Genomic DNA, 23,518 nt, shown 5'->3' with positions numbered 1-23,518 from the left:
AATCGCTTCTAGAGACGCAAAATGATGACCTCCGAGTCATGCTGTGACGCGTCTCTAGAATGGGAGATTTGCTCTACAAGTTTGACTCTATAAGTATAATTGACTCGTGAGAAAGGTCGACGTTCCAAATCATAGAACTTATATAGTGTCAAAAGTTTTTATGATTTTTTCTCAAATTCTGTTTTACATAAGCTGTTTTACATTACGCAGATAAGCTATTTTTATTGGCGAGATTCTATACCTTTTGTAAATTTTTTGATTCCACGCAAGTAGGATGTACTACTATTCTCGTAAACATCAAAGTGTCCGACCTGGGGGATGAGTAATAGTTTTTTTGGTACTGGCGCTGCATCATGTAGCTCTTTACTCATCTGATAGGGGACGACAGTGTCAGCAGTTCCATGGATAAATAAAACAGGTACTTTTAAGTAAGGGACTTTGGAGATTGAGTTAAATCGTTGCGTGAGCAATAAATCAACGGGAAACAAGGAGAACAAATTATGATGTTTGATTGTTTTTGCCATTGAGGTAAATGAGCTTTGGATAATTAGTCCACCCACTTCAGGATGTTTAACTGCTAAATCTATCGCAATTGCTCCTCCCAAAGATTCTCCATAAATCACAATATCTTTAGGTTGAATATTTCGATTTTTTACCAAGTAATTCCAAGCTGTTTGACTATCTTGATAAAACTGGGATTCATTAGGATATTGTTTACCTTCACTTTCACCAAAACCCCGGTAATCAATAACCAAAACCGAAAATCCTAATTTTCGTAACTCCTCAAATTTTTTGACCTGAGAACGGAAACTTTTATTACCAGCAGCACCACAAAAATACAATATCGTTTTGGGCGATCTGACTATTTTTGCAGGTTCATTTGTGACTACATTTTTTGCAGGTTCATTTGTAGCTACATTGATTTTCTCCTCAGATAATGGTGCATCGAACCACCAACCACTTAAATATTCACTTTTAGAGTTTGTAATTGGTATGCGCACTTTCTTAACTTCCGGAGAACTTGGTAATGTTTGAAGTTCCGGGCTAGGGCGAAATATTAAGTACCGTTGGTGTGCAAATAGAAATGAACATGCACAGGTGTAAATAAATATCAGAAATCCGAAAAAGATAAGTAGCTGTTTGCGACGAAAAAAGTAAAATTTTAACGTGTTTGCCACAGTTGTGTTTCCTGACAGGTTCCTGTAATAACGTCTAGTTGTTGTCCTCACACCATTCAGTCAGATGATACCCATCAACGAAGAAACCCCTCCCCAATAAGCCTCCCAAAAATCGGGGAGGAAAATTTAAATACTCTTGGGGTGGGGTTCTACAAAATGATAGGTAACTGAATCGACCGAACATCATATTCCTAGTCAATCTTTTCTATACAAACTTATAAACATCCGGCATTTATAAATATTCTTAAATAAAACCTCATAATTAGAGATTTCCCCCAAATTTTCCGGATAAGCAAGTTCGATAAAAAGCTTTTAATTAGGAGGTTAAGACTTAGACTACGGGAAATCATACAAAATCTTAAGATGTAGCATTTTTTTTAATACTACGTAGTATTTGTGGCTCACGACCCTATTAAATGGTATTATTATTTACCAGTTACTAAACCAGTTACTAAAATTTAGACAAATGGAAACATTAAGTGATGAGAATTTTAGCTAATCTGCGAATACCTTCTTGAAGTTGTTGCTTAGTTAATTCTCCATAACCAAAGATAAATTCACCTCTGGAATTGTTACCTTTTGAGTCTAGATTTAGGTAATTGGGGCTCGCAGGTGTCATTTCCACATTGACTTCTGCTGCACGGTGAATTATTTCTTCGTCCCTTAAATCTGTTTGTAAGCAGACCATAAGATGGATCCCAGCTTGATCTCCTAAAATTGTTGCTCTTTTGCCAAAATAATCCTTCAATGCTTGGACTAAAGTTTGGCGACGTTGGTCATATAGCGATCGCATTTTTCGAATATGTCTTTCTAGATGTCCGGCTTTAATAAACTCTGCAAGTACTTGTTGTTCCAGGATTGGTAAGTGACGACCGCTCAACCATTTAGCACGGGTAAATATAGAGACTAAGCTCTTTGGTAAAACTAGATACCCTATCCGTAAAGAAGGAAAAAGAACCTTGGAGAATGTTCCCACATAAAGTACACAAGAACCTCTGTCCAATCCTTGCAATGCGGGGATTGGTCGTCCATTGTAGCGATATTCGCTATCATAATCATCTTCAATGATTAGGGTACCGTTCTGTTGTGCCCAAGCCAATAGTTGTAAACGTCGGGATAGGGATAAAACTGCGCCGGTGGGAAATTGATGGGAAGGGGTAACATAAACTAGCCGAATATTTGATGATGTCAATTTTTGTATTTGTTCAACGATTAAACCAGACTCATCGACGCCAATTGGTAAAATGTGAGCACCGTGGGTTTGGAATATTAATCTTGCACTTAAATAACCAGGATCTTCTATGGCAATAATCTCTTCCGGTTCGATTAACAAACGTAGAATTAGGTCAAGTGCTTGCTGTGTACCATTGGTAATCAGTATCCGGTCTGGTTCACAATTCACAGCACGGGAGCGCGATAAATAATTAGCAATTTGTTCCCTTAAAGGTCTATAGCCCAAAGGGTCTATTGAATAGTCCAACCAATTTTGGTCAGCACTACAGTAACGCGATAGTAATCTACGCCATAATTCGATAGGGAATTGGTCAAAAGCTGGACGCCCAAAGCGGAATTTGATTGTCAGTGGAGAATCATCGATTTTTGCAACATTATCAGCATAGATTAAAATTCTACCATAGCGGGATAATTTAATTGGATTCTGGATAACTTTACTAAAAGATTCAATCGGAGTTGAGTGCAGCAGTTCATCGGGTAGTTGCTTGCAAACAAAAGTGCCGCTACCAACAATAGTTTCTAAATAACCTTCACTATTGAGCTGCTCGTAGCTTTGGGTGATAGTAAAACGAGAAATTCCTAAAGATTTAGATAGAGACCTTGTGGAGGGGATCTGGCTTCCAGGAGGTAGTCTTCCCTTAAGAATTGCTTGACGCAGTTCCTCATAAATTTGCTGGTATAGCGGTTTTGAAGAACTGCTATCAAGTGCGATTGCCACCTCCATATTTCCCATTTTTGATTTATTTTTCTGTTTCCTCGCTATTAACTATTAAAGCAAAGTGGACTGGCACTAAAAAACAAAATTGGCTCTTGTAACAAACCAATAAGGAAATTAACTTATTCTGTATAGATACCAATAAAGTTAAAGTGAACTAAAAAGTAATGTTAGTAATTTTGAGCTTTTATGAAGCCCTCGAGTATGCCTACTGTAAGCAAGATTTGCATCTATCCGATCAAATCCCTTGATGGAGTTGAAGTTAAGGAAGCATCCGTTCTTCCGAGTGGTGCACTTCAAGGCGATCGGGAATTTGCAATGTTTGACGAACAAGGTAAGTTTGTCAATGGTAAGCGCAATCCCAAGGTTCATCAGTTACGGACAAAATTTATTTTGGAATCTAAAGTTATTTCTTTACAAATCCAAGGGAGTGATGAAGAACAAAGCTTTAATTTAGAAGCAGAAAAACCTGCTTTAGAAGGGTGGCTAAGTAGTTTTTTTGGTTTTACAGTCAAAGTGAGGCAAAACTTATTGACAGGTTTCCCTGACGATACTGTGTCAACTGGTCCAACAATAGTTAGTAATGGAACCCTAAAAGAAGTAGCTTCTTGGTATTCTCATTTAGATGAAAATGACGTACGTCGTCAATTGCGCAGTACCATCGAAATTGATGGGATTCCAGCTTTTTGGGAAGATAGATTATTTTCGGAAACAGGGGATGTTGTTCCATTTCAAATTGGGAATCTGAATTTTTTAGGAGTTAATCCCTGTCAGCGTTGTATCGTTTTCGCTAGAGATGCTGTTACAGGTAAAACTCATCCCAAATTCCAAAAAATATTTATTACTAAGCGCCAAGAAACTTTGCCTCAATGGGTAACAACATCCCGTTTCGACCATTTTTATAAACTCACCGTGAATACCAGATTGGCGAGTTTAGGAACTGAAAATCAAATTATTCGAGTAGGTGACAAAGTGAATTTACTAACATAATTCATCATATTTTAAACATGGAAGCAGGAAAACAGGTTGTCATTAGAGAAACAACTGTACGGGAAGATTTCCTCATTGCTAAGCACTTTTACGAAATGTGGCTAGATGTGGGAGTTCCTGAAGACTTAATTCATTCCGACTGGGAAGATAATACTCTTACTTTTATCGAACAAGCTCGACAAAATTTGTTTTACCAGGGATTTGTTGCTCTTGTTGATGGTGTAATTGTAGGTTCTGCAAGTTGTCAACTTTTTGCAGGTTTGTACCCAAATGCTTTAAAACCAGAGTATCGCAAATACGGATATATTTGGGGTGTGTATGTGGAAAAGCCTTATCGCAGACAAGGAATAGCTAGAAAATTAACTAGAAAAACAATCGAATATTTGCAGGAAATTGGTTGTACCAGAGCAGTTCTTAACGCTTCACCAGAAGGTAAACCTGTGTATGAAGGTTTAGGTTTTATTAACAGTAATGCAATGCATTTAGATTTGACTCAGATGTGAGTTCTCCAAGAGAGTAAGTCATTAGTAAAGCGTGTCCTACGGACATAAGTCATTAGCGGATCCGCTAATGTAATGACTTGCGCGTAGCGCCATAACCCTTCTTTTTTAGTCGTTAGGGTAGGCATTCTCAACCTGAATTAGTAAATCATGATACAGAAAAATATTGCAATCCGAGATGCAGAGAACAGAGATATTTCCAGCATTATGGAATTAATCTGCTTAAAAGCTGAATTTGATGGGTGTGCTGAATCCGTACAAACAACACCTGAAAAACTGAAAGACGATTTATTTGGTCAAAAACCACTTGCATTCGTTCTTGTAGCCGAGATAGATCGTAATTTGGTTGGTTTTGCTACTTATCACTTTACATATTCAACATTCTTGGCGAAACCTTGTATTTGGTTAGACGATCTATACATCAAGACCGAATACCGAAGTAAAGGGATTGGTGAAGGTTTAATCCAGAATTTGTGTAAAATTGCACAATTAAAAGGTTGTGGCAGAATTGATTGGACTGTAGCTGCACAAAATGAAAGAGGAATCAAATTTTATCAAAGGATAGGTGCAAAGATTATTCAAAAAGCTAGACTATGTCGCTTGGATATTGAAGCAATTTCTCAGAATTCGTACCAATAGATTTTGAAATGCTATGAAGATATGAAAGTGTTAAATCTCTGCAGTAGATTTTTGTTCATAGATTCTTAATTCGCTATAGGTGCAGATATACATTGCAGGAAAACTGCATCGAATTTAGCCTATCGATAACAACTTTTTGCTATTTTTCAATTTCAGTTAATAGTTAAGTAACACCAAAAAAATTGAAATTACATCATAGTTATGAATACTTCAAAAAAACAAATCGATTCAGAAAAACTGACTCCTACCCAACGCAGTCAAGTTAAACGAGTACCAAAACGTGGGAATTATGAACGTCAAGTAATTTATGACATTTTAGATGAAGCATTAATTTGTCACGTGGGATTTATTGTGGATAACCAACCATTCGTAATTCCCACAGCCTTTGGGAGAGTTGGAGATAAAATTTATATTCATGGTTCTCCTGCAAGTCGAATGTTGCGCTCCCTATCTCAAGGTATCGAAGTTTGCGTTACGGTTACTTTACTTGATGGGTTAGTGCTAGCACGTTCTGCATTTCACCTTTCCATGAACTATCGTTCTGTAGTTGTTTTTGGTACAGCAGAAATAGTTAAAGATCCAGAGGAGAAATTGCAAGCATTAGAAGCCTTTACCGAACAGATAATATCTGGGAGATGGGGAGAAGTTAGATCGCCCAACCGTGCAGAATTACAAGGAACTTTAGTACTTTCCTTACCTTTAAATGAAGCATCAGCAAAAGTTAGAACGGGAATGCCCATAGATGATGAAGCTGACTATAATTTACCTGTATGGGCGGGTGTTTTACCTTTGAAGCTAGTTGCAGGTCAAGCTATTGCTGACGATCGCTTACTTGAAGGTATGGTTGTACCTGATTACGTGGAAAAATACACTCGCGATCGAGTTAATTCGTTTTCGTAGTGGAAACTCAAACAGCAGAACTTGTTTAAAGAGGCTTGCATAATTTAATAATGAGTCTGCTATTTGCTGTTTTGAATAATATTAATTAGGTTCTTCCAGTGTAGTTTCAGGAAATATTACATCTTCATACAGTGCATTCATTTCCCCTTCAAAATTAATGCTTTGCAGCTGAAATAATTTGTTTGCTGATGTGTAAGACTGCAAAACCCAAAGTCCTTCATTATTGCGCCGAAAACACTCAACCCTTTGACGTTTAGTGTTAATTACAACATATTCTTGCAAAGTTTCTAATAGTTGATAATCAGCAAATTTATCTCCTCGATCAAAAGCTTCGGTAGAATCAGATAAAACTTCAATAATTAAGCAAGGAAACTTTTTAAATGTAGTGTTTTCTTTATCCTGTTCGTCACAACTGACCATTACGTCAGGATAATAGTAGCGATTTTGTTTTTCGATCCGGGCTTTCATGTCGGAAATATATACTCGACAACCGGAACCGCGAACATGATTACGAAGAAGTGTAGCGAGGTTTAATGCGATAGTAACATGGGAGTCACTAGCACCCGCCATCGCATAGGCGTAACCATTGATGTATTCATGTTTAATATCACTTTTTTCCTCCATTTGAAGGTATTCTTCTGGAGTTAGATAAAAGGATTGGGGGGATACGACCATTGTTTTTAGGTGAGAAAAACTAGTTTTATTGTAAGTTCATTATGAGCCAATCCATTTGAGTCTGGGAATCCGATTTTTATGACGAAAATGAGTTTTGCTTAACTGAAATTATTGATTTAATTTAGAACAGCATTTCCCTTCACAATTACGCTGACTGCGGATACAACCATACATCCCATAACGCTGACCGTGTTTAGATACAGTAGGAATAGCTAACAATTGCAATGGAATACCTGTTAGCTTCCAAAATAATCTCCCACCTGAATGTAAAATATCCCATGCTTCTCCAATGTTTGGTGCTTCTACAAATTCTCTTAATTCATCATAAAATGCTTGCCATTGAGAATTAATAGTTGGGAGATGACATTTATCGTATGCTTTCATCCCCTCCCAATAATCTTCTAGGTCTTTGCTAATAGACATTTTGGATTTAGATTAGATAGCTTATTTTTAGTAATATAACCCCGCACTAAAAATAATTAAAACTATTAAGAGCAGGCTGATTGAATAGTTTTTTCTGAATTATTCCCGGAGTTATTCCCTGAATTTTCAACTTCTGTTAATTTACCCAACTTCTGCGGAACAAAATCGGATTCTTTCGCATTATTAATCTTAGATAAATAGGAATCTCTTACCGCTAATAAAAAACCTTTGATATTATCTTGCGCCCCTTTCTTTACTAAATCGTCAACTTGTTTAAAGAAATCAGAGCGCCATTTACCATTATTATCACCAAGGGCTTCTACCACATACAAACCTGCTAAATATTCAGCTAAAGGATCCAAACAAAAACGAATTTCGTCTTTAGCGTAACCTATAGTTTGAATCAGGTGTAAACGATTTTCTAAATAATCAAGATGCACTTCAGGCTCATCAATACCCATATCCGACAGTGCATCGATCGCATCATTGAGTTTAGCGTTTCCTGGCTGATAATTTTCCTGCAAACATTCCCAAGCGATCGCTTTCATATCTTGGTGAACTGTACGATCGTCTAAGTTATCTTCAGTCACGTCGCGGTTAACTTCATTCAGATAACCTAACATCAGGCTGGGAACATTTTCAGGTAATGAATTTTCCTGCTGCATATCAACATTAGCAATTAATTGTTCGGCATAAAGTTTAGCCAGCAAGACAGTAATATTACGCTCGCCAATCATTAAGGAAAGGCGGTTACAAGCATCAAAAAATTCTTGGTCTGTAAATTTATCCCGTTTGTCCCGCAGGGTTAAATAAGCTTCCATAAATGAAGACAGCTTATTTGCTTCTATTCGCAGGGGTTTAATGACTGTTTTATTTACCCTTCCCAATTTTTCTTCAATTCGGGAAGTAATTATCAATGCATTGACAGGAAAATTAGGAGATTCTGGTTGAATTGCATCTCGGGTATCAGCACTTAATTCGGAGAAGCGATCAACAATAACTAAAATGCGTCGCTTTCTTAACAAAGGAATCAGTAACTCCTCGCAAATTGGCTCTGGTTCATCAATTAAGGCTTGCAACTGTCCCCGAATTGCTTCCAATAGACTTGATTTATCTTCAACTTCCCGAAATTCCTCTTCTAAAAAGATTGGTAACATCAAATGTTCGCAGAGACGTTTTTCCTTTTCCTCTGCCATTGCCCAGTTAGCAATTTGACAAGCTAAACTAGTTTTACCAATACCACCTTCCCCATTAATTAGTATGCAAGTACGCTGTTTATTGAAGGTCGGATGCAGATTTTCCGAAGTTAGTTGGGGAACGGTATTACCTTCGAGAACTACAGGGATAGGAATATAGCAAGAGCGATAACTAACAGTATCTTTTTTAGGAAACTGCTCCCGCACAGATTTGATATATTTTGCAACCCAAGCATCAAGTACTTTTGGGTGGTAGTGAAACCAACCGACAAATAATACATACCTGAGGGGAACGTTGATGCTGATAAGTGGAAGAGAAAAATCTGTGTAGGGTTTTAGGGCATTATTAATTTTTAATAGCCACAATGGTGTCACCCTGAGCATAATCAACCATAGTAATGGCAGCAAAGTAATGTAAGCAGCAATTCCCAAAAGTAACTTATGTTGTAGTACCCACTCCGAACCCTTATCGAATAAACGAGTTTCTTTTTCAGCTTTAATTGCATTGAGGGGACGACGTATACGGACAATTTCTTCTAGGGTAAATTTATTATTTTCGTTTTCTTCCAGAGTTTTTAGAACTGGTTCGAAATCTGATATTACATGTGCTAACTTGCTACTAGAAAGTTTACTAGCTTCGTCCTGAAAACCTGCGGCGATACCTCCTAAACCTTTAACAGCAGCATGACGTACATAAGATTTTTCATCGTCAAGCAATTTAATTAGATTCGGGATTGCAGATGAAGCGTCGCTTCCCATTGCTCCTAAAGCATAAGCAGCATTTAGACGTACTCCAATATTATTATCTTTTAACGCCCCAATTAATGCCGGAACTGCGACTTTAGCTTCTACACCAATTTTTCGTAGTGCTGATGGTGCATAAATTCGTACATATTGTTCCTTATCCTGCAAAGCTGCAATTAATGAGGGTACTGCAGGTTTTGCTGCTTCACCAATATTTCCTAAAGCAATAGTCGCATAAAGTCGAACTTGTGGGTCGTCATCCTGTAATGCTAATGTCAAGGCTTCAACTGCAGGTGCTGCTTCTACACCAATATCACTTAATACCGAAGCTGCGCGCCAACGTAGGTTACTATCTTCGTTTTTCAAAGCTTCGATTAAAGCTCCAACAGCAGGTTCACCGATATTAACCAAAGCATCAGCAGCATCAGTAAATCTAGCATTCTTGCTTGCTAATTTTTCAATTAAGGGTTCAATCTTTGTATTAGTAGTGATTTGTGCCCAACTATTTCCAGTCCATAACCAGAATATCATCACAAACAACACAGCTACTTTCAGTGACGCCTTTAGTAATCGCCTGATAGTTTGCGTTCTCATGAAATTGTTAACTCCAGTCATGGGAAAACTGAATATATTGTAATCTGCTTATTGACCTAGTTATTGCGAATCATAGAATTTGCGGGATCATAAGTCAGGATTCAGATTTATGTTTTTCTTGATAAACGCCTAAATATAAATAATTTTAGATAGATTTTTCGAGTATTTTTCTAAACATTTTTTAAATATTAATATTTAAAGTTAAAAAACTCATAATCGATGCTTAATTATAAAACTTCATTGTTGTCAACAGTAATTAGTAGATTATTTGGCATTTTCACTATAAAAAAATAAATATAATACTAATTCAATAACTTAAAAAAACATGTAAATAATTTTTAAAACCAAATATAATCTATTAAATATTTTATTTTATTCACTAAAGTAAGTTTTTTAGTAAATAAAATACTTATTAAATATGTCAACAAAATAATCATTATTAGCTACTTTTTATATAAAAAGAATATATAATCGACATTAATTCTATACATATAATTACATATAAGTATCTGTAGAGAAAAACCAGAAAAGATGGATGAAATCACTGAACCATAGCTATGAAAAGTAACGCTATATTTCAAGTATCGTCAAATAAAAAGGTGCAATGAGAGGGGTGTATCTACCAACCCATTATAATTTATGAATCAACTTGAAATCCCATCTTGGTGTCAAATTCGTGCAAGCTTTAAAAGTATTTGGGGTTACGAAGATTTCCGCTTTCCCCAAGGTGAAATCATTCATAATTTATTAGCCCATAAAGATGCATTGATTATAATGCCTACAGGCGGGGGAAAATCAATTTGTTTTCAACTTCCAGCATTATTACAAACAGGGTTAACTTTAGTTGTTTCGCCATTGGTTGCTCTAATGGAAAATCAAGTGGCTGAACTACAACAAAAAAAATTACCAGTAGCCCTTTTACACAGTGAATTACCCCCTTGGCAAAGACGAAAAACTTTGCAAGCATTAGAACAACAAAATTTGAGATTATTGTATTTATCTCCAGAGACTTTACTTAGTCCTAAGGTATGGGAAAAACTGTGTCATCCCCAATTAAAAATTAACGCTTTAATTTTGGATGAAGCCCATTGTCTCGTACAGTGGGGAGATACTTTTCGTCCCGCTTACCGTCGTTTGGGAGCAGTGCGAAAAACATTACAAAAATCCAAACCACCAGGAACAAAGATAAGTTTAGCGGCATTTACAGCAACAGCTGATTTAGAAGCACAAAAAGTTATCCAACAAGTTTTACAATTACAAAAACCACAAATTTATCGCCTCAATCCCTATCGCCCTAACCTTCATCCAAAAGTTTCCATTGCTTGGACTCCACGATCCAGACAACAACAGTTATTAAGTTTTATCAAAGAATTTGTTCAAGGAAATTCTCAACAAGCGGGCTTAGTTTATGTCCGCACAAGGCGAGACAGCGAAGAATTATCTACGTGGCTGCAAAATAAAGGTTACATAACCGCTAGTTACCATGGTGGACTAGATGCAGAGGAACGTCGCAATATTGAAGCAAAATGGTTGAATGGGACAATACCTTTTGTTGTCTGTACTTCTGCTTTTGGTATGGGTATAAATAAACCTGACGTGCGTTGGGTTGCTCATTACCACGCACCGTTATTGCTTTCCGAATACGTGCAAGAAATAGGAAGAGCGGGTAGGGATGGAAAACCTGCTCGAGCATTAACTTTAATTAGCGAACCCACAGGATGGTTAGATCCGGAGGACAAACAAAGACAAAAGTTTTTTAGCGAAAAAATGCGATCGCAATTATTATCAGCCCAGAAATTGATTAAAAAAATACCAGTTATGGGAGAAGTAAATGCTGTCGCTGAGAAATTTACCGAGGGTGAAGTAGTTCTATCACTAATGCACAGCATGGGTAAGTTAGAGTGGCTCGACCCATTTAAATATCGTATAAAAAAGTGTAATTCTTCTGGCTTATCTACCCAATTAAATGCGATCGGGCAAACTAATCAATATTTGATGACAAAGCAATGTCGCTGGAAATTCTTGCTAAATGCTTTTGGCTTTAACGAGCAAGCACAAAATTTACGCTGCGGACATTGTGATAATTGTCAGAGGTAGGGATTGGGGATTGGGGATAGCACTGCGTGCCGCCGCCGCAAGTCCCCAACCCCTAAAACTGCCTTAAAAACCGTAAGTCGCTGGTATAAACGCGACGAATATCATCTAGTTGGTGTAGTACCATTGCAAAGCGTTCTACACCAAATCCTGCTGCAAAACCAGTGTAAACTTCCGGATCGTAACCTACGGCTTTAAGTACATTTGGATCGACCATTCCGCAACCCATCACTTCTAGCCAGCGCCCATTCCACTGTAAATCTACTTCGGCTGAAGGTTCGGTGAATGGGAAATAGCTAGCACGGAAGCGAATAGGTAATTCGCCAAACATCTGTTGCAAAAACTCTTTGATTGTACCTTTAAGATCGGTAAATGTTAGCCCTTCATCTACTGCTAAAAGTTCCAGTTGGTGAAATACTGCAGCATGGGTAGAATCTACATTGTCACGACGATAAACTCGCCCGGGAGCAATGATACGAATCGGTGGTTCCTCAGCTTCCATGAATCTGATTTGTACCGATGAAGTATGGGTTCGCAGTAAATTCCCATCTGGAAGATAAAACGTATCTTGCATATCGCGGGCGGGATGGTCTAGCGGGGTATTAAGTGCTTCAAAATTGTAGTAATCTGTTTCCATCTCTGGTCCAGAAGCTACTGTGTAACCCAAACCAACAAAAATATCTAGGGCTCGGTCAATTATGCCATTGAGGGGATGAATCCGACCTTGGGGACGATAAATTCCCGGCATGGTAACATCTATAGTCTCAGCTTCCAATTGTGCTTGAATTTTTGCTGCTTCCAAAGATTCACGTTGCTTTTCTAAGGCTGTTTGGATTGCTTCTTTTACTGTATTGGCAACTGCCCCAACTTTCGGTCTTTCCTCAGCACTTAATTTGCCCATTGTCCGCAACAGTAAACCCAGCTGTCCTTTTTTACCCAGGTAGCTGACCCGTAGTTCCTCTAGGCGTTCGAGATTGTCACTGGCTGCGATCGCACTTTCTCCTTCTTGTCGCAGTGTTAATAATTGAGCCTCTAAGCTGCTGGGCTGATTCGTCATGGGTTCAACTTCAATACAAATTAATTAATAATTATTACTTTCGAACTTTTAGTCCAAAATTAATGATCTACCAACAAGGTCACATTAGTAATATACCTAATCCGTATCAAAAATAATGGAAGAGATGCCACCTATTTTAACTAGGGTTCGGGAACTAATATAATTTATCTTCCCATTTGCCTCTGTAAACACTTATATATCTGTGCTTACCGATCACTTTATTAAGACGTCACGCTATGCTAACGCTAATCTCCAAAATATATTTTCAAAATATTTTTTGTACAAGTACTTGTGAGGATAAGCAATAACAACTGACAATAACTCTTGGCTAATGAACATCAAATATCAATTTATAATTATTTGCAAATGAAGTTATTAATCAGCAATGATGATGGAATCTATGCTCTGGGCATTCGTGTCTTAGCAAATACTTTAGCTGAAGCTGGTCATGATGTTACAGTTGTCTGCCCAGACAGAGAGCGTTCGGCAACAGGACACGGACTAACTCTACATCAACCAATTCGTGCCGAAATCGTTGAATCGGTATTCCATCCCAGCGTTCGTGCTTGGGCTTGTGATGGAACCCCATCTGATTGCGTTAAATTGGCACTTTGGGCTCTGCTAGATTCTCCTCCAGATTTAGTACTTTCCGGCATTAATCAAGGAGCCAATGTTGGAACAGAAGTTCTTTATTCTGGTACAGTTTCTGCAGCGATGGAAGGGGTCATTGAAGGAATTCCTGGATTGGCGTTTAGTCTTGCTAGTTATACTTGTCGTGAGTTTCAGCCCGCGGCTGATTTTGCCAAAAAATTAGTTAGTCAATTAGGAGAAAAGCCTTTATCAGAATTGATGTTACTCAATATTAATATTCCCCCAATCCCAGCTGAAGAAATAGCTGGAGTTACCTTTACCCGTCAAGGAATAAGACGCTATGTCGATGTTTTTGAGCGTCGAGTAGACCCCAGAGGTAAAAATTATTACTGGCTAACAGGTGAAGTCCAAGAAGATTTGGAACCACCAGAAATTTTAGGACTACCGAAAAATGCACCAATAGATGTTCGCGTAATCGCTAAAAAATATATCAGTGTCACCCCTTTGCAATACAATCTCACTTACGGGAGTGGTTTAGAGAGATTACTTAAAAACGATATGTTTTCTAGTATATTTTAAGTCTTTCTTTGTTAGCAAAAATTACGTTAAATGCACCGAGAAAAAATTTAAGTTATAAATTAGATCCAATGAAAAAAATATTTCTTAACCGAAGCTGCAGAAAAAACTTGTACGTTTCGGAGTCCTAAAAATGTTTTTAGCAAAAATTGCACGAATTAAGAAATTTGGATTGTCAACCAACGCTTTCTTGTTTCACTTGCAACTGGACACCATCAACTTAACACATAAAAAGTAACAATTTTGTATTTATAGCTTGCTTAACACAGCAAGCAATACTTATGTCTAGAATTGAAAATCAATTTATTGTACATTTTTGGGGCGTTCGCGGCAGCATACCGTGTCCAGGTCCACATACAGTCCGTTATGGCGGTAATACTTCTTGCGTTGAAATGCGAGTCGGAGGAAAACGCTTGGTATTTGATTGTGGTACGGGACTACATGTTTTGGGGAAGTCATTACTACCTGAAATGCCTGCAGAAGCTCATATTTTCTTTACCCATTCCCATTGGGATCACATGCAGGGATTTCCCTTTTTCACCCCAGGTTTTGTCAAAGGAAATACTTTTCATATATATGGCGCAATCGCACCTGATGGTTCAACAATAGAGCAGCGCCTTAACGATCAAATGCTTCATCCCAATTTTCCAGTACCTTTGCAGATAATGCAGGCGAATTTATATTTTCGGGATATTAAAGCTGGAGAAGAAATCAAAATAGATGATGTTACGGTACAAACAGCACCACTTAACCATCCAGGGGAAGCTATTGGGTATAGAGTTAATTGGAAAGGTGGTACAGCGGTTTATATTACCGATACCGAACATTTTCCCGACCGTTTAGATGAAAATGTTTTGTGGTTGGCACGTGATGCCGATATCCTCATTTATGATTCCACTTATACTGATGAAGAATATTACTGTGAAAATTCACCGAAAATAGGTTGGGGACATTCAACTTGGCAAGAAGCAGTGAAAGTTGCAAAAGCTGCGAATGTGAAACAATTACTGATTTTCCATCACGATCCAGCCCATGATGATGATTTTCTAGATAAAGTTGGGGAAGAAGTAAAAGAAAAATTTTCTGGAGCAATAATGGCCAAAGAAGGTATGGAACTTCAAGTTTGTGTATCCTAAATAACTAACATCTTTAGTTATCTATGTTCTGTTTTGCAGTCTATTCTTAACCTCTTTATCAAAAAAAATTTCCCGTTAGTAAGTCAAAAATAGTAGAATTTGCATTCGGAGATATTAGAAATTTTAGATTAGATTGGTGATTGAGGGCTTTAACATTAACCCCTTCAATAACTGAAAAACTAATCCAAAACAAATCTATGGGCGCTGATTCAAACATAAATGCCAATATATGACCGAGGAGTTTATCCAACACAGGATGTTGGTTTGCCCTGCCATGCATTGTTTTAGTGATTCACCTCTTTTTGTTTGGATCCAGTAAAAGGGTTAATTGGAAGAGCAAAACTAAAGTGAAAGGAAGTTTTCACTCTAGAAGCTTCTAAATAGTTCTCGAACAAATCTAAAATCTTTGTATCCACGTGCTAAATTTGTCTCAAAATGGGTGTTCTGTGTGGGTTACTTCTTCGACTGAATTGGCGCTAACACCAACATGCCTTGCCCTTGGCAAATTTGACGGCGTTCATCGCGGTCACAAACGGGTGATAGAACCAATATTACCGACTTCCCAGAACAAAATAAGGGGAGAATGGCAGAGTGGAAGAGAAAAGGAAATTAGTGACATATCTGGTGAAGGCTCTTTCACTTCTAATTCAAGCCTTTCTTCTTCTCATACTTACTCTACAGTAGTAACATTTAATCCTCACCCCCAAGAATATTTTACGGGTAAACCTAGAGCTTGGTTAACCCCTATGGAAGAAAAAATTGAAGAACTGCGATCGCTTGGTGTGGAGCAGTTAGTGATGTTACCTTTCGACAAAATTTTGTGTACCTTGAGTCCTGAAGATTTTGTGCAAAGGATTTTAGTGGAACAACTGCAAGCTGCTCGCATCAGCGTGGGCGAGGATTTTCGTTTTGGTTCCCAGCGTAGGGGTACAGTTCAAGACTTACAGCGAATTGCTGCAAGGTATAACATTCCTGTGAATATTGTTTCTCTGGAAACTCAGGAATATACTCAAATGGATGACTCGAATAGAAAAGAACGTATAAGTACTTCCCTTATTCGAGAAGTATTAGCAACAGGAGACATGGAACGAGCCAATGAACTACTGGGTCGTCCTTACGCCCTAGTTGGTAAAGTTGTTACCGGTGAGCAAATAGGTAGAACCATTGGTTTCCCCACAGCTAACCTACAAATACCTAAAGATAAATTTTTGCCGCGCAAAGGAGTTTATGCTGTCCGCGTTTCAATTCTGAACGACATATCAAACAAGTACGAATTTCATTGCTTGGGCGTAATGAATATTGGTAGTCGCCCAACTGTAAATGGTGCAAATCTATCCTTAGAAGTACATTTGTTAGACTGGGCTGGCGATCTGTACGAGCGAACACTTAGAGTTAGACTGGAGAAATTTTTACGTCCCGAACAAAAATTTTCTGGTCTTGAAGCCCTAAAAAATCAAATACAACAAGACTGCGTCAACGCAAAAATTTTCTTTGGTAGTGAATTGTGAGGTTTCAGTGGGAATACTAGGGAATGGTTATAGGAGATTGGCGACTGGGGACTGGCGATTGGGATACTTAAATCCCTAATTCCTAATCTCTAATTTCTAATCCCTAACCACTAATCCCTAATCCCTAGTCGCTACATACTGCATGAGAGAGAAAATTGACGCCCTCAAACAAAATCTAGCTTTGACCATTGTTGGCAAAAATGATGCTATTCGCCTAATACTAGTAGCTTTGCTTTCTGGTGGTCATGCTTTATTGGAAGATGTTCCTGGAGTTGGTAAAACATTGCTAGCGAAATCTTTAGCGCGTTCTATTGATGGCAATTTTCAGCGCTTACAATGTACTCCAGATCTATTACCGACTGACATTACCGGTACAAATATTTGGAATCCTAAAAGTGGTGAATTTAATTTTCTCCATGGACCGGTATTTGCTAATGTCTTGCTTGCTGACGAAATTAACCGCGCTACACCTCGTACCCAATCGGCTTTATTAGAGGTTATGGAAGAACATCAGGTAACAGTCGATGGCGTTTCTCGTGCAGTTTCCCAACCTTTCTTTGTTATCGCGACACAAAACCCAGTTGAATATCAAGGAACTTTTCCTCTACCAGAAGCCCAGATGGACAGATTTATGATTTCATTAAGTTTGGGTTATCCTTCAGCAGCAGAAGAATTACAAATGCTGCAAAATCTTCAAGGTGGATTCAAAGTCAATAATTTACAGCCTTGCATTACTCCAGAAGAAGTACAGGAGTTACGTCGAATATGCGCTCAAGTCAAAGTTGAAACAATATTACAGCAATACATTCTCGACCTAGTTAGAACTACCAGGTATGACGAGGAAATTACCCTTGGTATCAGTCCTCGCGGTACTGTCGCTTTGCAAAAAGCAACCCAAGCCTTAGCTTTTCTATGCGATCGCGATTACGCCATTCCCGATGATGTCAAATATCTTGCTCCCCACGTTCTGTGTCATCGTCTAATACCAAATAACGGGCGCAGCGCTAGAACTGTTATAAAGCGTTTGTTGCGATCGGTTCCGATTCCGTAAGAGTTAATGGGTAATTGGTAATTGGTAATGGGTAATTGGTAATGGGTAATTGGTAATTGGTAATTGGTAATAGCTTGGAATTAGAGCATTTTACTAACAATTGCTGCTGTTTCTTTTGAGGAGACGATAGGAATTATTTCGAATTCAGCTAGGTCTTGCCATTGTAATATCCATTCCTGCAATAGACACAGATCGTCACATTCCATTAGTTGGAAACAACGATTTAAGTTCACTTCAACCCAACTATCGAGATATTTTAAGCCTTTTGGCATCATCCGCCCTTTTTCTTGAAATCGGCGGTATATTTCTTTGGTTTTACCATCCTTAAATCGCTCGATTACCATGAATAGCATATTAAAGAAGGTCTTAAAAAAGATATAAGCTCATGATATTAGGATCTGAGTTTTTTTGCGCTATAACACACCCTACTGTAGAGGAAGTTGCCTGTTAACATAAAGTTTTAAGGATATTTTGAAGTTTAGGGCTAATTAAAAGCAAATTTAGCAAAATATGTAACCCATTTATTGTCCAAAGGTATGAGTTACAAATATACAACAATACACCCGAATATTTACTTACAGGATATATTCATATTGAAATTCAGGAAACAAAAGTAGGTTGAAATCCAGACTTATAATAATCAACCGTTAATCAATGGAATAATAATTTCCAAAAGAAATGAGTGTGAGGAGTATTGTAGATGTTGAAGCGTAAATCTCGCCGAAAGGTAAGGCGCAAGTCCATAGGATTATTTTTGGTAGTCCTAGTCTGGAGTTTAGGAATGGGATGGCTTTTAGCTTTTGCTAGTAATGCTTACAGTGCAGTTCTTACTGCAGAAATTGGTACTGTTGATGTCGTTCCCGCAAAATACCAAATAGGTCAGGAACTATACTTAGAAAATTGTTCTACTTGTCACATTGCCCTGCCACCTGCTGTTTTGCCCAGCCAAACTTGGAAAAATCTTTTGCAAGATTCCCAACATTATGGCGCAACTCTCAAACCATTGGTAGATCCAGGACGTATTTTGGTATGGAGATATATTTCTACCTTTTCCCGTCCCCAAAAAAAAGATGAAAGAACACCCTATCGCGTCAATTCTTCTCGTTATTTCAAGGCTTTACATCCCCAAGTAAAATTACCACGTCCTGTAAAAATTGGTAGTTGTGTTGCTTGTCACCCCGGTGCAAGTAAATACAATTTTCGTCGTCTATCCTCCGAATGGGATAACCCAAAGGAATAGGTGGAGATTTTCTTCTATATCTCATACTTCTATCTTTATTTTTTATTAACCATTGAGCTGTTAAATTTCAAATCATCAACTTTCAAATAATCAGCGATAAACTTGTCCCTTAGCCAGCATTCAGATAAGGTGGCATTAACCATAAACTTTATCGCCCAAGCACTTAGTTGGACCCATAGCTTTAAAAAGCTGGTGACGGGAAACGCTACCTTTGATGGTCGGAGTTCGCTGCTTTTACAGGGGCTGAAATGATACTATTAATTATGTTTAAAATATAATTTATTAATTAAAACAGACTGTGAAAGTAAGCTAATTAGCTTATTTCTATGCCACTGCAAAGTTAATCTTCATTTAAATACCATTTTGTGAATACCGTTGGTAAACTAAACAGGCATGTTTAGGTGAAATAAAGTAAATAATTTACACGTGGCGCTGTCGCGTCAAGTTACTCTATCGCAAACCTTGCCTTTAAATTCGATCACCCTATATTTTTGTTCAAAAACCTGTCATGCTAAAAAATCTGTTCGGCGACCCTAATGCTCGTAAACTAAAAAGATATCAACCATCTGTCACAGATGTTAATCTTGCAGAAGAAGATATAAAAGCCCTATCGGATGAAGAACTTAAGGGCAAAACGCCAGAATTTAAGCAGCGTTTGGCAGCAGGAGAAACTCTGGATGATATTTTGCCAGAAGCATTCGCTGTGGTTCGAGAAGCTGGGCGAAGAGTTCTAGGTTTGCGACATTTTGACGTACAGATATTGGGCGGTATCATTCTGCACAGTGGACAGATTGCGGAAATGAAAACGGGTGAGGGTAAAACACTAGTTGCAACCTTACCTAGCTACTTGAATGCTTTGACAGGTAAGGGTGTCCATGTAATTACCGTGAATGACTATTTGGCTCGACGCGATGCTGAATGGATGGGGCAGGTACATCGTTTCTTGGGGTTGAGTGTGGGGTTGATTCAGTCAAGTATGACGCCACAGGAACGTCAGAAAAACTATAGCTGTGATATTACTTACGTAACTAATAGTGAAGTCGGTTTCGACTACCTGCGCGACAACATGGCAACGGAAATGAAGGATGTTGTGCAGCGTCCACTTCATTACTGCGTAATTGACGAAGTAGACTCAATTCTGATTGACGAAGCGCGGACTCCACTCATTATTTCAGGTCAGGTAGAACGTCCAACAGAAAAGTATCTTAAAGCTTCAGAAATTGCTGTGTCCTTAGACAAAGATGAACATTATGACGTTGATGAAAAAGCTCGTAATGTATTACTGACGGATGAGGGTTTTGCAAAAGCGGAAGAACTTTTAGAAGTTAAAGATTTATTCGATCCAGAAGACCCCTGGGCGCATTTTGTATTTAATGCGATTAAAGCAAAAGAGCTATTTGTTAAAGACGTAAATTATATTGTCCGCAATGGGGAAGTGGTAATTGTGGACGAATTTACTGGTAGGGTCTTACCAGGAAGGAGATGGAGTGATGGTTTACACCAAGCTATTGAAGCAAAAGAACATGTAGATATTCAGCCTGAAACCCAAACTTTGGCTTCTATTACCTACCAAAATTTGTTCTTGCTTTATGACAAATTGGGTGGAATGACAGGAACTGCAAAAACAGAAGAAGCTGAATTTGAAAAAATCTACAAACTGGAAGTAACTGTAATTCCTACTAACAGACCGCGAAATCGTAAAGATATGGCTGACATGGTCTTTAAGACTGAGGTTGGTAAGTGGCGATCTGTAGCGAAAGAATGTGCCGAAATGCATGAAACTGGTAGACCTGTACTCGTGGGAACCACCAGTGTAGAAAAATCTGAGTATCTCAGCGAATTATTGAAGGAATTGGAAATTCACCACGAGTTATTGAATGCTAGACCGGAAAACGTGGAACGGGAAGCAGAAATTGTAGCTCAAGCAGGGCGTAGTGGTTCTGTTACCATTGCCACAAACATGGCAGGTAGAGGAACTGATATTATCCTGGGTGGTAACTCAGAATATATGGCTCGTTTGAAGGTACGGGAATATTTTATGCCCCGAATTGTTCAGCCAGATAATGAAGACAGTTTTGGTGTCCATACAGCATCGGGTTTACCAAGTGCAAATAGCAGTGGAGAAGGATTTGTTCCCGGTCGTAAAGTCAAAACTTGGAAGGCTTCGCCACAGGTCTTTCCCGTGGAGCTAACCAAAGAGACTGAAAAAATCCTCAAAGATGCGGTAGAAGCAGCGGTTCGGGAATATGGCGAACGTTCTTTACCAGAATTAGAAGCAGAAGAAAAAGTTGCTGTTGCTGCGGAAAAAGCACCAACACAAGATCCTGTAATTCAGAAGTTGCGGGATGCTTATCAAGCTGTGAAAGGAGAGTATGAGAACTTTACCCATGCAGAACATGATCGAGTAATAAGTCTGGGTGGATTACATGTAATCGGTACGGAACGTCACGAATCTCGCCGGGTAGATAACCAGCTTAGGGGACGCGCAGGAAGACAAGGTGACCCTGGTTCTACAAGATTCTTCCTCAGTTTGGAAGATAACTTGATGCGGATTTTTGGTGGCGATCGCGTAGCCAGACTGATGGACATGTTCAATGTGGAAGAAGATATGCCCATTGAATCTAAGATGTTAACGGGCAGCTTGGAAAATGCTCAAAAGAAAGTAGAAACTTACTACTACGATATTCGTAAGCAAGTATTTGAGTATGACGAAGTAATGAATAATCAGCGTCGTGCAATTTATGCCGAACGTCGTCGTGCTTTGGAAGGTGAAGACCTCAAAGAAAAGATTATTTTATATGCTGAAAAAACGATGGATGACATCGTCAATTATTATGTCAATCCAGAGTTACCTTCAGAAGAATGGGAATTAGATAAATTGGTTGATAAGGTCAAAGAATTTGTTTATTTATTAGAAGACCTAAAACCAGTTCAGTTGGAAGATATGTCAATGGCTGAGATTAAAGCCTTCTTACATGAACAGGTACGCATCGCCTACGACATGAAGGAAGCTCAGATAGATCAATTCCAGGCGGGATTAATGCGTCAAGCCGAACGTTTCTTTATTTTGCAGCGGATTGATACTTTGTGGCGGGAACACCTACAGCAAATGGATGCTTTACGCGAATCCGTAGGTCTACGGGGTTACGGGCAAAAAGATCCGCTAATTGAATACAAGAGTGAGGGTTACGAACTGTTCTTGGATATGATGACCAACATCCGTCGCGATGTGGTTTACTCATTATTTATGTTCCAACCCCAACCTCAGCAGACAGTAGAAGTATCTTCGGGATCGGGAGTGGTTTAACAGTTAACAGTTAACAGTTATCAGTTTTCAGTTTATGGCTAAYGCCATGCCCTTACGGGCTGCAGTTTTCAGATGAAAGGTAACAGGAATAGGTAGAATTTTATGGTTGTTGGGTAAGTTATATTGGGGCGCAAAAATATATCAGAAAATATATTTTATAAATCCTGTTAACAAACCAAACCTCCCTAAAAAAATCAATAACTTTTAACTGTTAACTTTACCCATAAGAGCGTAAAGTTAGTCATAAAATGTTAACTGGTAACTAACTGTTAACTGTAGCCCGTAAGGGCGTGGCATTAGCCATAAACTGTTAGCGGATTCGTAGGTAGCGCAGCTATAGCGTGCGCGACAGCGCATTAACTGAATCAAAACCAACCTTCCTGCTCTAAAGTTTCAATCATTTGTAAGCCGCGAGTATCCCCCACTCCCAGGATGGCTGACTTTGCATCTTCGCGTACTCCCAAATCCGTATCTTCAGCAAAAGCTTCGATCAAAGCATCAATCGCTGTTGCATAAACAACATTAGATGGAAGTTGGCGACACAATTGTCCGATTGCCCAAGCACAGTTACTTCTGACCGCAGCCACAGGATCTTTAACTAAAGTTTCAATTAAAGCCGGCATTGAGCCCACAACAGCTTCATAGCCAACATCTGACATCTGTGCTAAAGCGCTACCAGCCCACAAACGTACTGCTGGAATATCAGTTTTTAAAGCATCTGTAAGAGAAGTAAGACAGCGTGGATCTCGACAATTACCTAAAGCCCACACTACACCTTTACGAACATAACCGTTGAAGTCATTATTGAGTCGTTCTATTAATGGTTCTACAACTTCTGGACTTGGATTGCGTCCGATCGCATAAGCCGCACTAACCCTCACTAAAGGACAGGTATCTGTTAATAGCTTAATTAAAAGTGGCATTGCCCGTACATCTACAATGTCACAAAAAGCACGTGCTGCCAACATCCTTTGTTGGGGTTGGGGATGTTCCAATAGTGGGAGCATTTCCTCCGGATCTGGCTTGGGTACTTCTGACTCTTCAGTCAGTGGCTCCATATTATCCAGTGGACTTTCGAATTCTGCTTCTGCTTCTAATAAACTTAACTCTTTTTCGTCATACATATTTCAATGGTAAATTGAGATGATTTTAAAACATCCCCAAAACAACA

19 protein-coding genes are annotated in these 23,518 nt (G+C 38.6%); 11 read left to right on the top strand and 8 right to left on the bottom strand.

Going from position 1 to position 23,518, the window contains the following annotated elements:
* Positions 1–221: 221 nt before the first annotated feature.
* Positions 222–1,178, bottom strand: coding sequence for an alpha/beta fold hydrolase (locus BC008_RS16820; RefSeq protein ID WP_027840155.1), 957 nt, complete (start codon positions 1,176–1,178; stop codon positions 222–224).
* A 475-nt stretch (positions 1,179–1,653) separates the two neighbouring features.
* On the bottom strand, positions 1,654–3,135 hold the full coding sequence (gene pdxR / locus BC008_RS16815; protein ID WP_027840154.1) for a MocR-like pyridoxine biosynthesis transcription factor PdxR: 1,482 nt from the start codon (positions 3,133–3,135) through the stop codon (positions 1,654–1,656).
* A gap of 195 nt (positions 3,136–3,330) precedes the next feature.
* Between pdxR and BC008_RS16810 the strand changes: the two genes are divergently transcribed.
* The 4 genes from BC008_RS16810 to BC008_RS16795 all read left to right on the top strand — a co-directional run bounded on the left by BC008_RS16810 (position 3,331) and on the right by BC008_RS16795 (position 6,155).
* A complete protein-coding gene (locus BC008_RS16810; RefSeq protein WP_027840153.1) occupies positions 3,331–4,116 on the top strand; it encodes an MOSC domain-containing protein in 786 nt (261 codons plus the stop codon).
* Between the two features lie 17 nt (positions 4,117–4,133).
* Positions 4,134–4,619 carry a GNAT family N-acetyltransferase gene (locus BC008_RS16805; protein ID WP_027840152.1) on the top strand — a complete coding sequence of 162 codons (486 nt, stop codon included), beginning with the start codon at positions 4,134–4,136 and terminating at the stop codon, positions 4,617–4,619.
* Between the two features lie 147 nt (positions 4,620–4,766).
* Entirely contained in the window at positions 4,767–5,255 is a 489-nt protein-coding gene (locus tag BC008_RS16800) for a GNAT family N-acetyltransferase (protein WP_027840151.1), read from the top strand.
* A 201-nt stretch (positions 5,256–5,456) separates the two neighbouring features.
* The gene (locus BC008_RS16795; RefSeq protein WP_027840150.1) at positions 5,457–6,155 is read left to right on the top strand and encodes a pyridoxamine 5'-phosphate oxidase family protein; all 699 of its coding nucleotides are present in this window, start codon (positions 5,457–5,459) and stop codon (positions 6,153–6,155) included.
* An 81-nt stretch (positions 6,156–6,236) separates the two neighbouring features.
* Here the strand turns inward: BC008_RS16795 and BC008_RS16790 are convergent, their stop codons facing one another.
* The 3 genes from BC008_RS16790 to BC008_RS16780 form a co-directional block, all read right to left on the bottom strand.
* Entirely contained in the window at positions 6,237–6,830 is a 594-nt protein-coding gene (locus BC008_RS16790; RefSeq protein WP_027840149.1) for a Uma2 family endonuclease, read from the bottom strand.
* Positions 6,831–6,938: 108 nt separating this feature from the next.
* Complete coding sequence (locus tag BC008_RS16785) at positions 6,939–7,253, bottom strand: hypothetical protein (RefSeq protein WP_201026135.1); 315 nt, start codon at positions 7,251–7,253, stop codon at positions 6,939–6,941.
* 65 nt (positions 7,254–7,318) lie between these two features.
* Complete coding sequence (locus BC008_RS16780) at positions 7,319–9,787, bottom strand: HEAT repeat domain-containing protein (protein WP_058183715.1); 2,469 nt, start codon at positions 9,785–9,787, stop codon at positions 7,319–7,321.
* 639 nt (positions 9,788–10,426) lie between these two features.
* On the opposite strand from BC008_RS16780, the gene BC008_RS16775 reads away from it, so the two are divergent.
* Positions 10,427–11,884: a RecQ family ATP-dependent DNA helicase gene (locus tag BC008_RS16775; protein WP_027840148.1), complete on the top strand. Its 1,458-nt coding sequence runs from the start codon at positions 10,427–10,429 to the stop codon at positions 11,882–11,884.
* Between the two features lie 52 nt (positions 11,885–11,936).
* Here BC008_RS16775 and pheS read toward each other — a convergent pair whose 3' ends face one another.
* Positions 11,937–12,938: a phenylalanine--tRNA ligase subunit alpha gene (gene pheS / locus BC008_RS16770; protein WP_027840147.1), complete on the bottom strand. Its 1,002-nt coding sequence runs from the start codon at positions 12,936–12,938 to the stop codon at positions 11,937–11,939.
* 366 nt (positions 12,939–13,304) lie between these two features.
* On the opposite strand from pheS, the gene surE reads away from it, so the two are divergent.
* From surE to BC008_RS16745, 4 genes are all read left to right on the top strand, one after another.
* Positions 13,305–14,108 (top strand): 5'/3'-nucleotidase SurE, encoded by an 804-nt coding sequence (gene surE / locus BC008_RS16765; protein ID WP_027840146.1) that lies wholly within the window; start codon positions 13,305–13,307, stop codon positions 14,106–14,108.
* A gap of 278 nt (positions 14,109–14,386) precedes the next feature.
* Positions 14,387–15,241: an MBL fold metallo-hydrolase gene (locus BC008_RS16760; RefSeq protein ID WP_027840145.1), complete on the top strand. Its 855-nt coding sequence runs from the start codon at positions 14,387–14,389 to the stop codon at positions 15,239–15,241.
* 416 nt (positions 15,242–15,657) lie between these two features.
* Positions 15,658–16,749, top strand: a complete 1,092-nt coding sequence (locus BC008_RS16750) for a bifunctional riboflavin kinase/FAD synthetase (RefSeq protein WP_027840143.1) — start codon at positions 15,658–15,660, stop codon at positions 16,747–16,749.
* Positions 16,750–16,891: 142 nt separating this feature from the next.
* On the top strand, positions 16,892–17,800 hold the full coding sequence (locus BC008_RS16745; protein ID WP_027840142.1) for an AAA family ATPase: 909 nt from the start codon (positions 16,892–16,894) through the stop codon (positions 17,798–17,800).
* Positions 17,801–17,880: 80 nt separating this feature from the next.
* Here BC008_RS16745 and BC008_RS16740 read toward each other — a convergent pair whose 3' ends face one another.
* A complete protein-coding gene (locus BC008_RS16740; RefSeq protein ID WP_027845598.1) occupies positions 17,881–18,153 on the bottom strand; it encodes a DUF3303 domain-containing protein in 273 nt (90 codons plus the stop codon).
* Positions 18,154–18,500: 347 nt separating this feature from the next.
* On the opposite strand from BC008_RS16740, the gene BC008_RS16735 reads away from it, so the two are divergent.
* Complete coding sequence (locus BC008_RS16735; RefSeq protein ID WP_058183701.1) at positions 18,501–19,040, top strand: cytochrome c; 540 nt, start codon at positions 18,501–18,503, stop codon at positions 19,038–19,040.
* A 508-nt stretch (positions 19,041–19,548) separates the two neighbouring features.
* A complete protein-coding gene (gene secA / locus BC008_RS16730; protein ID WP_027845599.1) occupies positions 19,549–22,347 on the top strand; it encodes a preprotein translocase subunit SecA in 2,799 nt (932 codons plus the stop codon).
* Positions 22,348–22,712: 365 nt separating this feature from the next.
* Here the strand turns inward: secA and BC008_RS16725 are convergent, their stop codons facing one another.
* On the bottom strand, positions 22,713–23,471 hold the full coding sequence (locus BC008_RS16725; RefSeq protein WP_027845600.1) for a HEAT repeat domain-containing protein: 759 nt from the start codon (positions 23,469–23,471) through the stop codon (positions 22,713–22,715).
* Positions 23,472–23,518: the final 47 nt, after the last annotated feature.

The sequence above is a fragment of the Mastigocoleus testarum BC008 genome (genome assembly GCF_001456025.1).
Classification (GTDB): domain Bacteria; phylum Cyanobacteriota; class Cyanobacteriia; order Cyanobacteriales; family Nostocaceae; genus Mastigocoleus; species Mastigocoleus testarum.
Note: the sequence above shows the minus strand (reverse complement) of the source record. Positions and strands in the feature narration are given on the sequence as shown.

Excerpts from the sequence above, each read along its gene's own strand:
- pdxR (WP_027840154.1), bottom strand. The coding sequence starts at position 3,135 with ATGGAGGTGGCAATCGCACTTGATAGCAGTTCTTCAAAACCGCTATAC.
- BC008_RS16810 (WP_027840153.1), top strand. The coding sequence starts at position 3,331 with ATGCCTACTGTAAGCAAGATTTGCATCTATCCGATCAAATCCCTTGAT.
- BC008_RS16805 (WP_027840152.1), top strand. The coding sequence starts at position 4,134 with ATGGAAGCAGGAAAACAGGTTGTCATTAGAGAAACAACTGTACGGGAA.
- BC008_RS16800 (WP_027840151.1), top strand. The coding sequence starts at position 4,767 with ATGATACAGAAAAATATTGCAATCCGAGATGCAGAGAACAGAGATATT.
- BC008_RS16795 (WP_027840150.1), top strand. The coding sequence starts at position 5,457 with ATGAATACTTCAAAAAAACAAATCGATTCAGAAAAACTGACTCCTACC.
- BC008_RS16790 (WP_027840149.1), bottom strand. The coding sequence starts at position 6,830 with ATGGTCGTATCCCCCCAATCCTTTTATCTAACTCCAGAAGAATACCTT.
- BC008_RS16785 (WP_201026135.1), bottom strand. The coding sequence starts at position 7,253 with ATGTCTATTAGCAAAGACCTAGAAGATTATTGGGAGGGGATGAAAGCA.
- BC008_RS16780 (WP_058183715.1), bottom strand. The coding sequence starts at position 9,787 with ATGAGAACGCAAACTATCAGGCGATTACTAAAGGCGTCACTGAAAGTA.
- BC008_RS16775 (WP_027840148.1), top strand. The coding sequence starts at position 10,427 with ATGAATCAACTTGAAATCCCATCTTGGTGTCAAATTCGTGCAAGCTTT.
- pheS (WP_027840147.1), bottom strand. The coding sequence starts at position 12,938 with ATGACGAATCAGCCCAGCAGCTTAGAGGCTCAATTATTAACACTGCGA.
- surE (WP_027840146.1), top strand. The coding sequence starts at position 13,305 with ATGAAGTTATTAATCAGCAATGATGATGGAATCTATGCTCTGGGCATT.
- BC008_RS16760 (WP_027840145.1), top strand. The coding sequence starts at position 14,387 with ATGTCTAGAATTGAAAATCAATTTATTGTACATTTTTGGGGCGTTCGC.
- BC008_RS16745 (WP_027840142.1), top strand. The coding sequence starts at position 16,892 with ATGAGAGAGAAAATTGACGCCCTCAAACAAAATCTAGCTTTGACCATT.
- BC008_RS16740 (WP_027845598.1), bottom strand. The coding sequence starts at position 18,153 with ATGCTATTCATGGTAATCGAGCGATTTAAGGATGGTAAAACCAAAGAA.
- BC008_RS16735 (WP_058183701.1), top strand. The coding sequence starts at position 18,501 with ATGTTGAAGCGTAAATCTCGCCGAAAGGTAAGGCGCAAGTCCATAGGA.
- secA (WP_027845599.1), top strand. The coding sequence starts at position 19,549 with ATGCTAAAAAATCTGTTCGGCGACCCTAATGCTCGTAAACTAAAAAGA.
- BC008_RS16725 (WP_027845600.1), bottom strand. The coding sequence starts at position 23,471 with ATGTATGACGAAAAAGAGTTAAGTTTATTAGAAGCAGAAGCAGAATTC.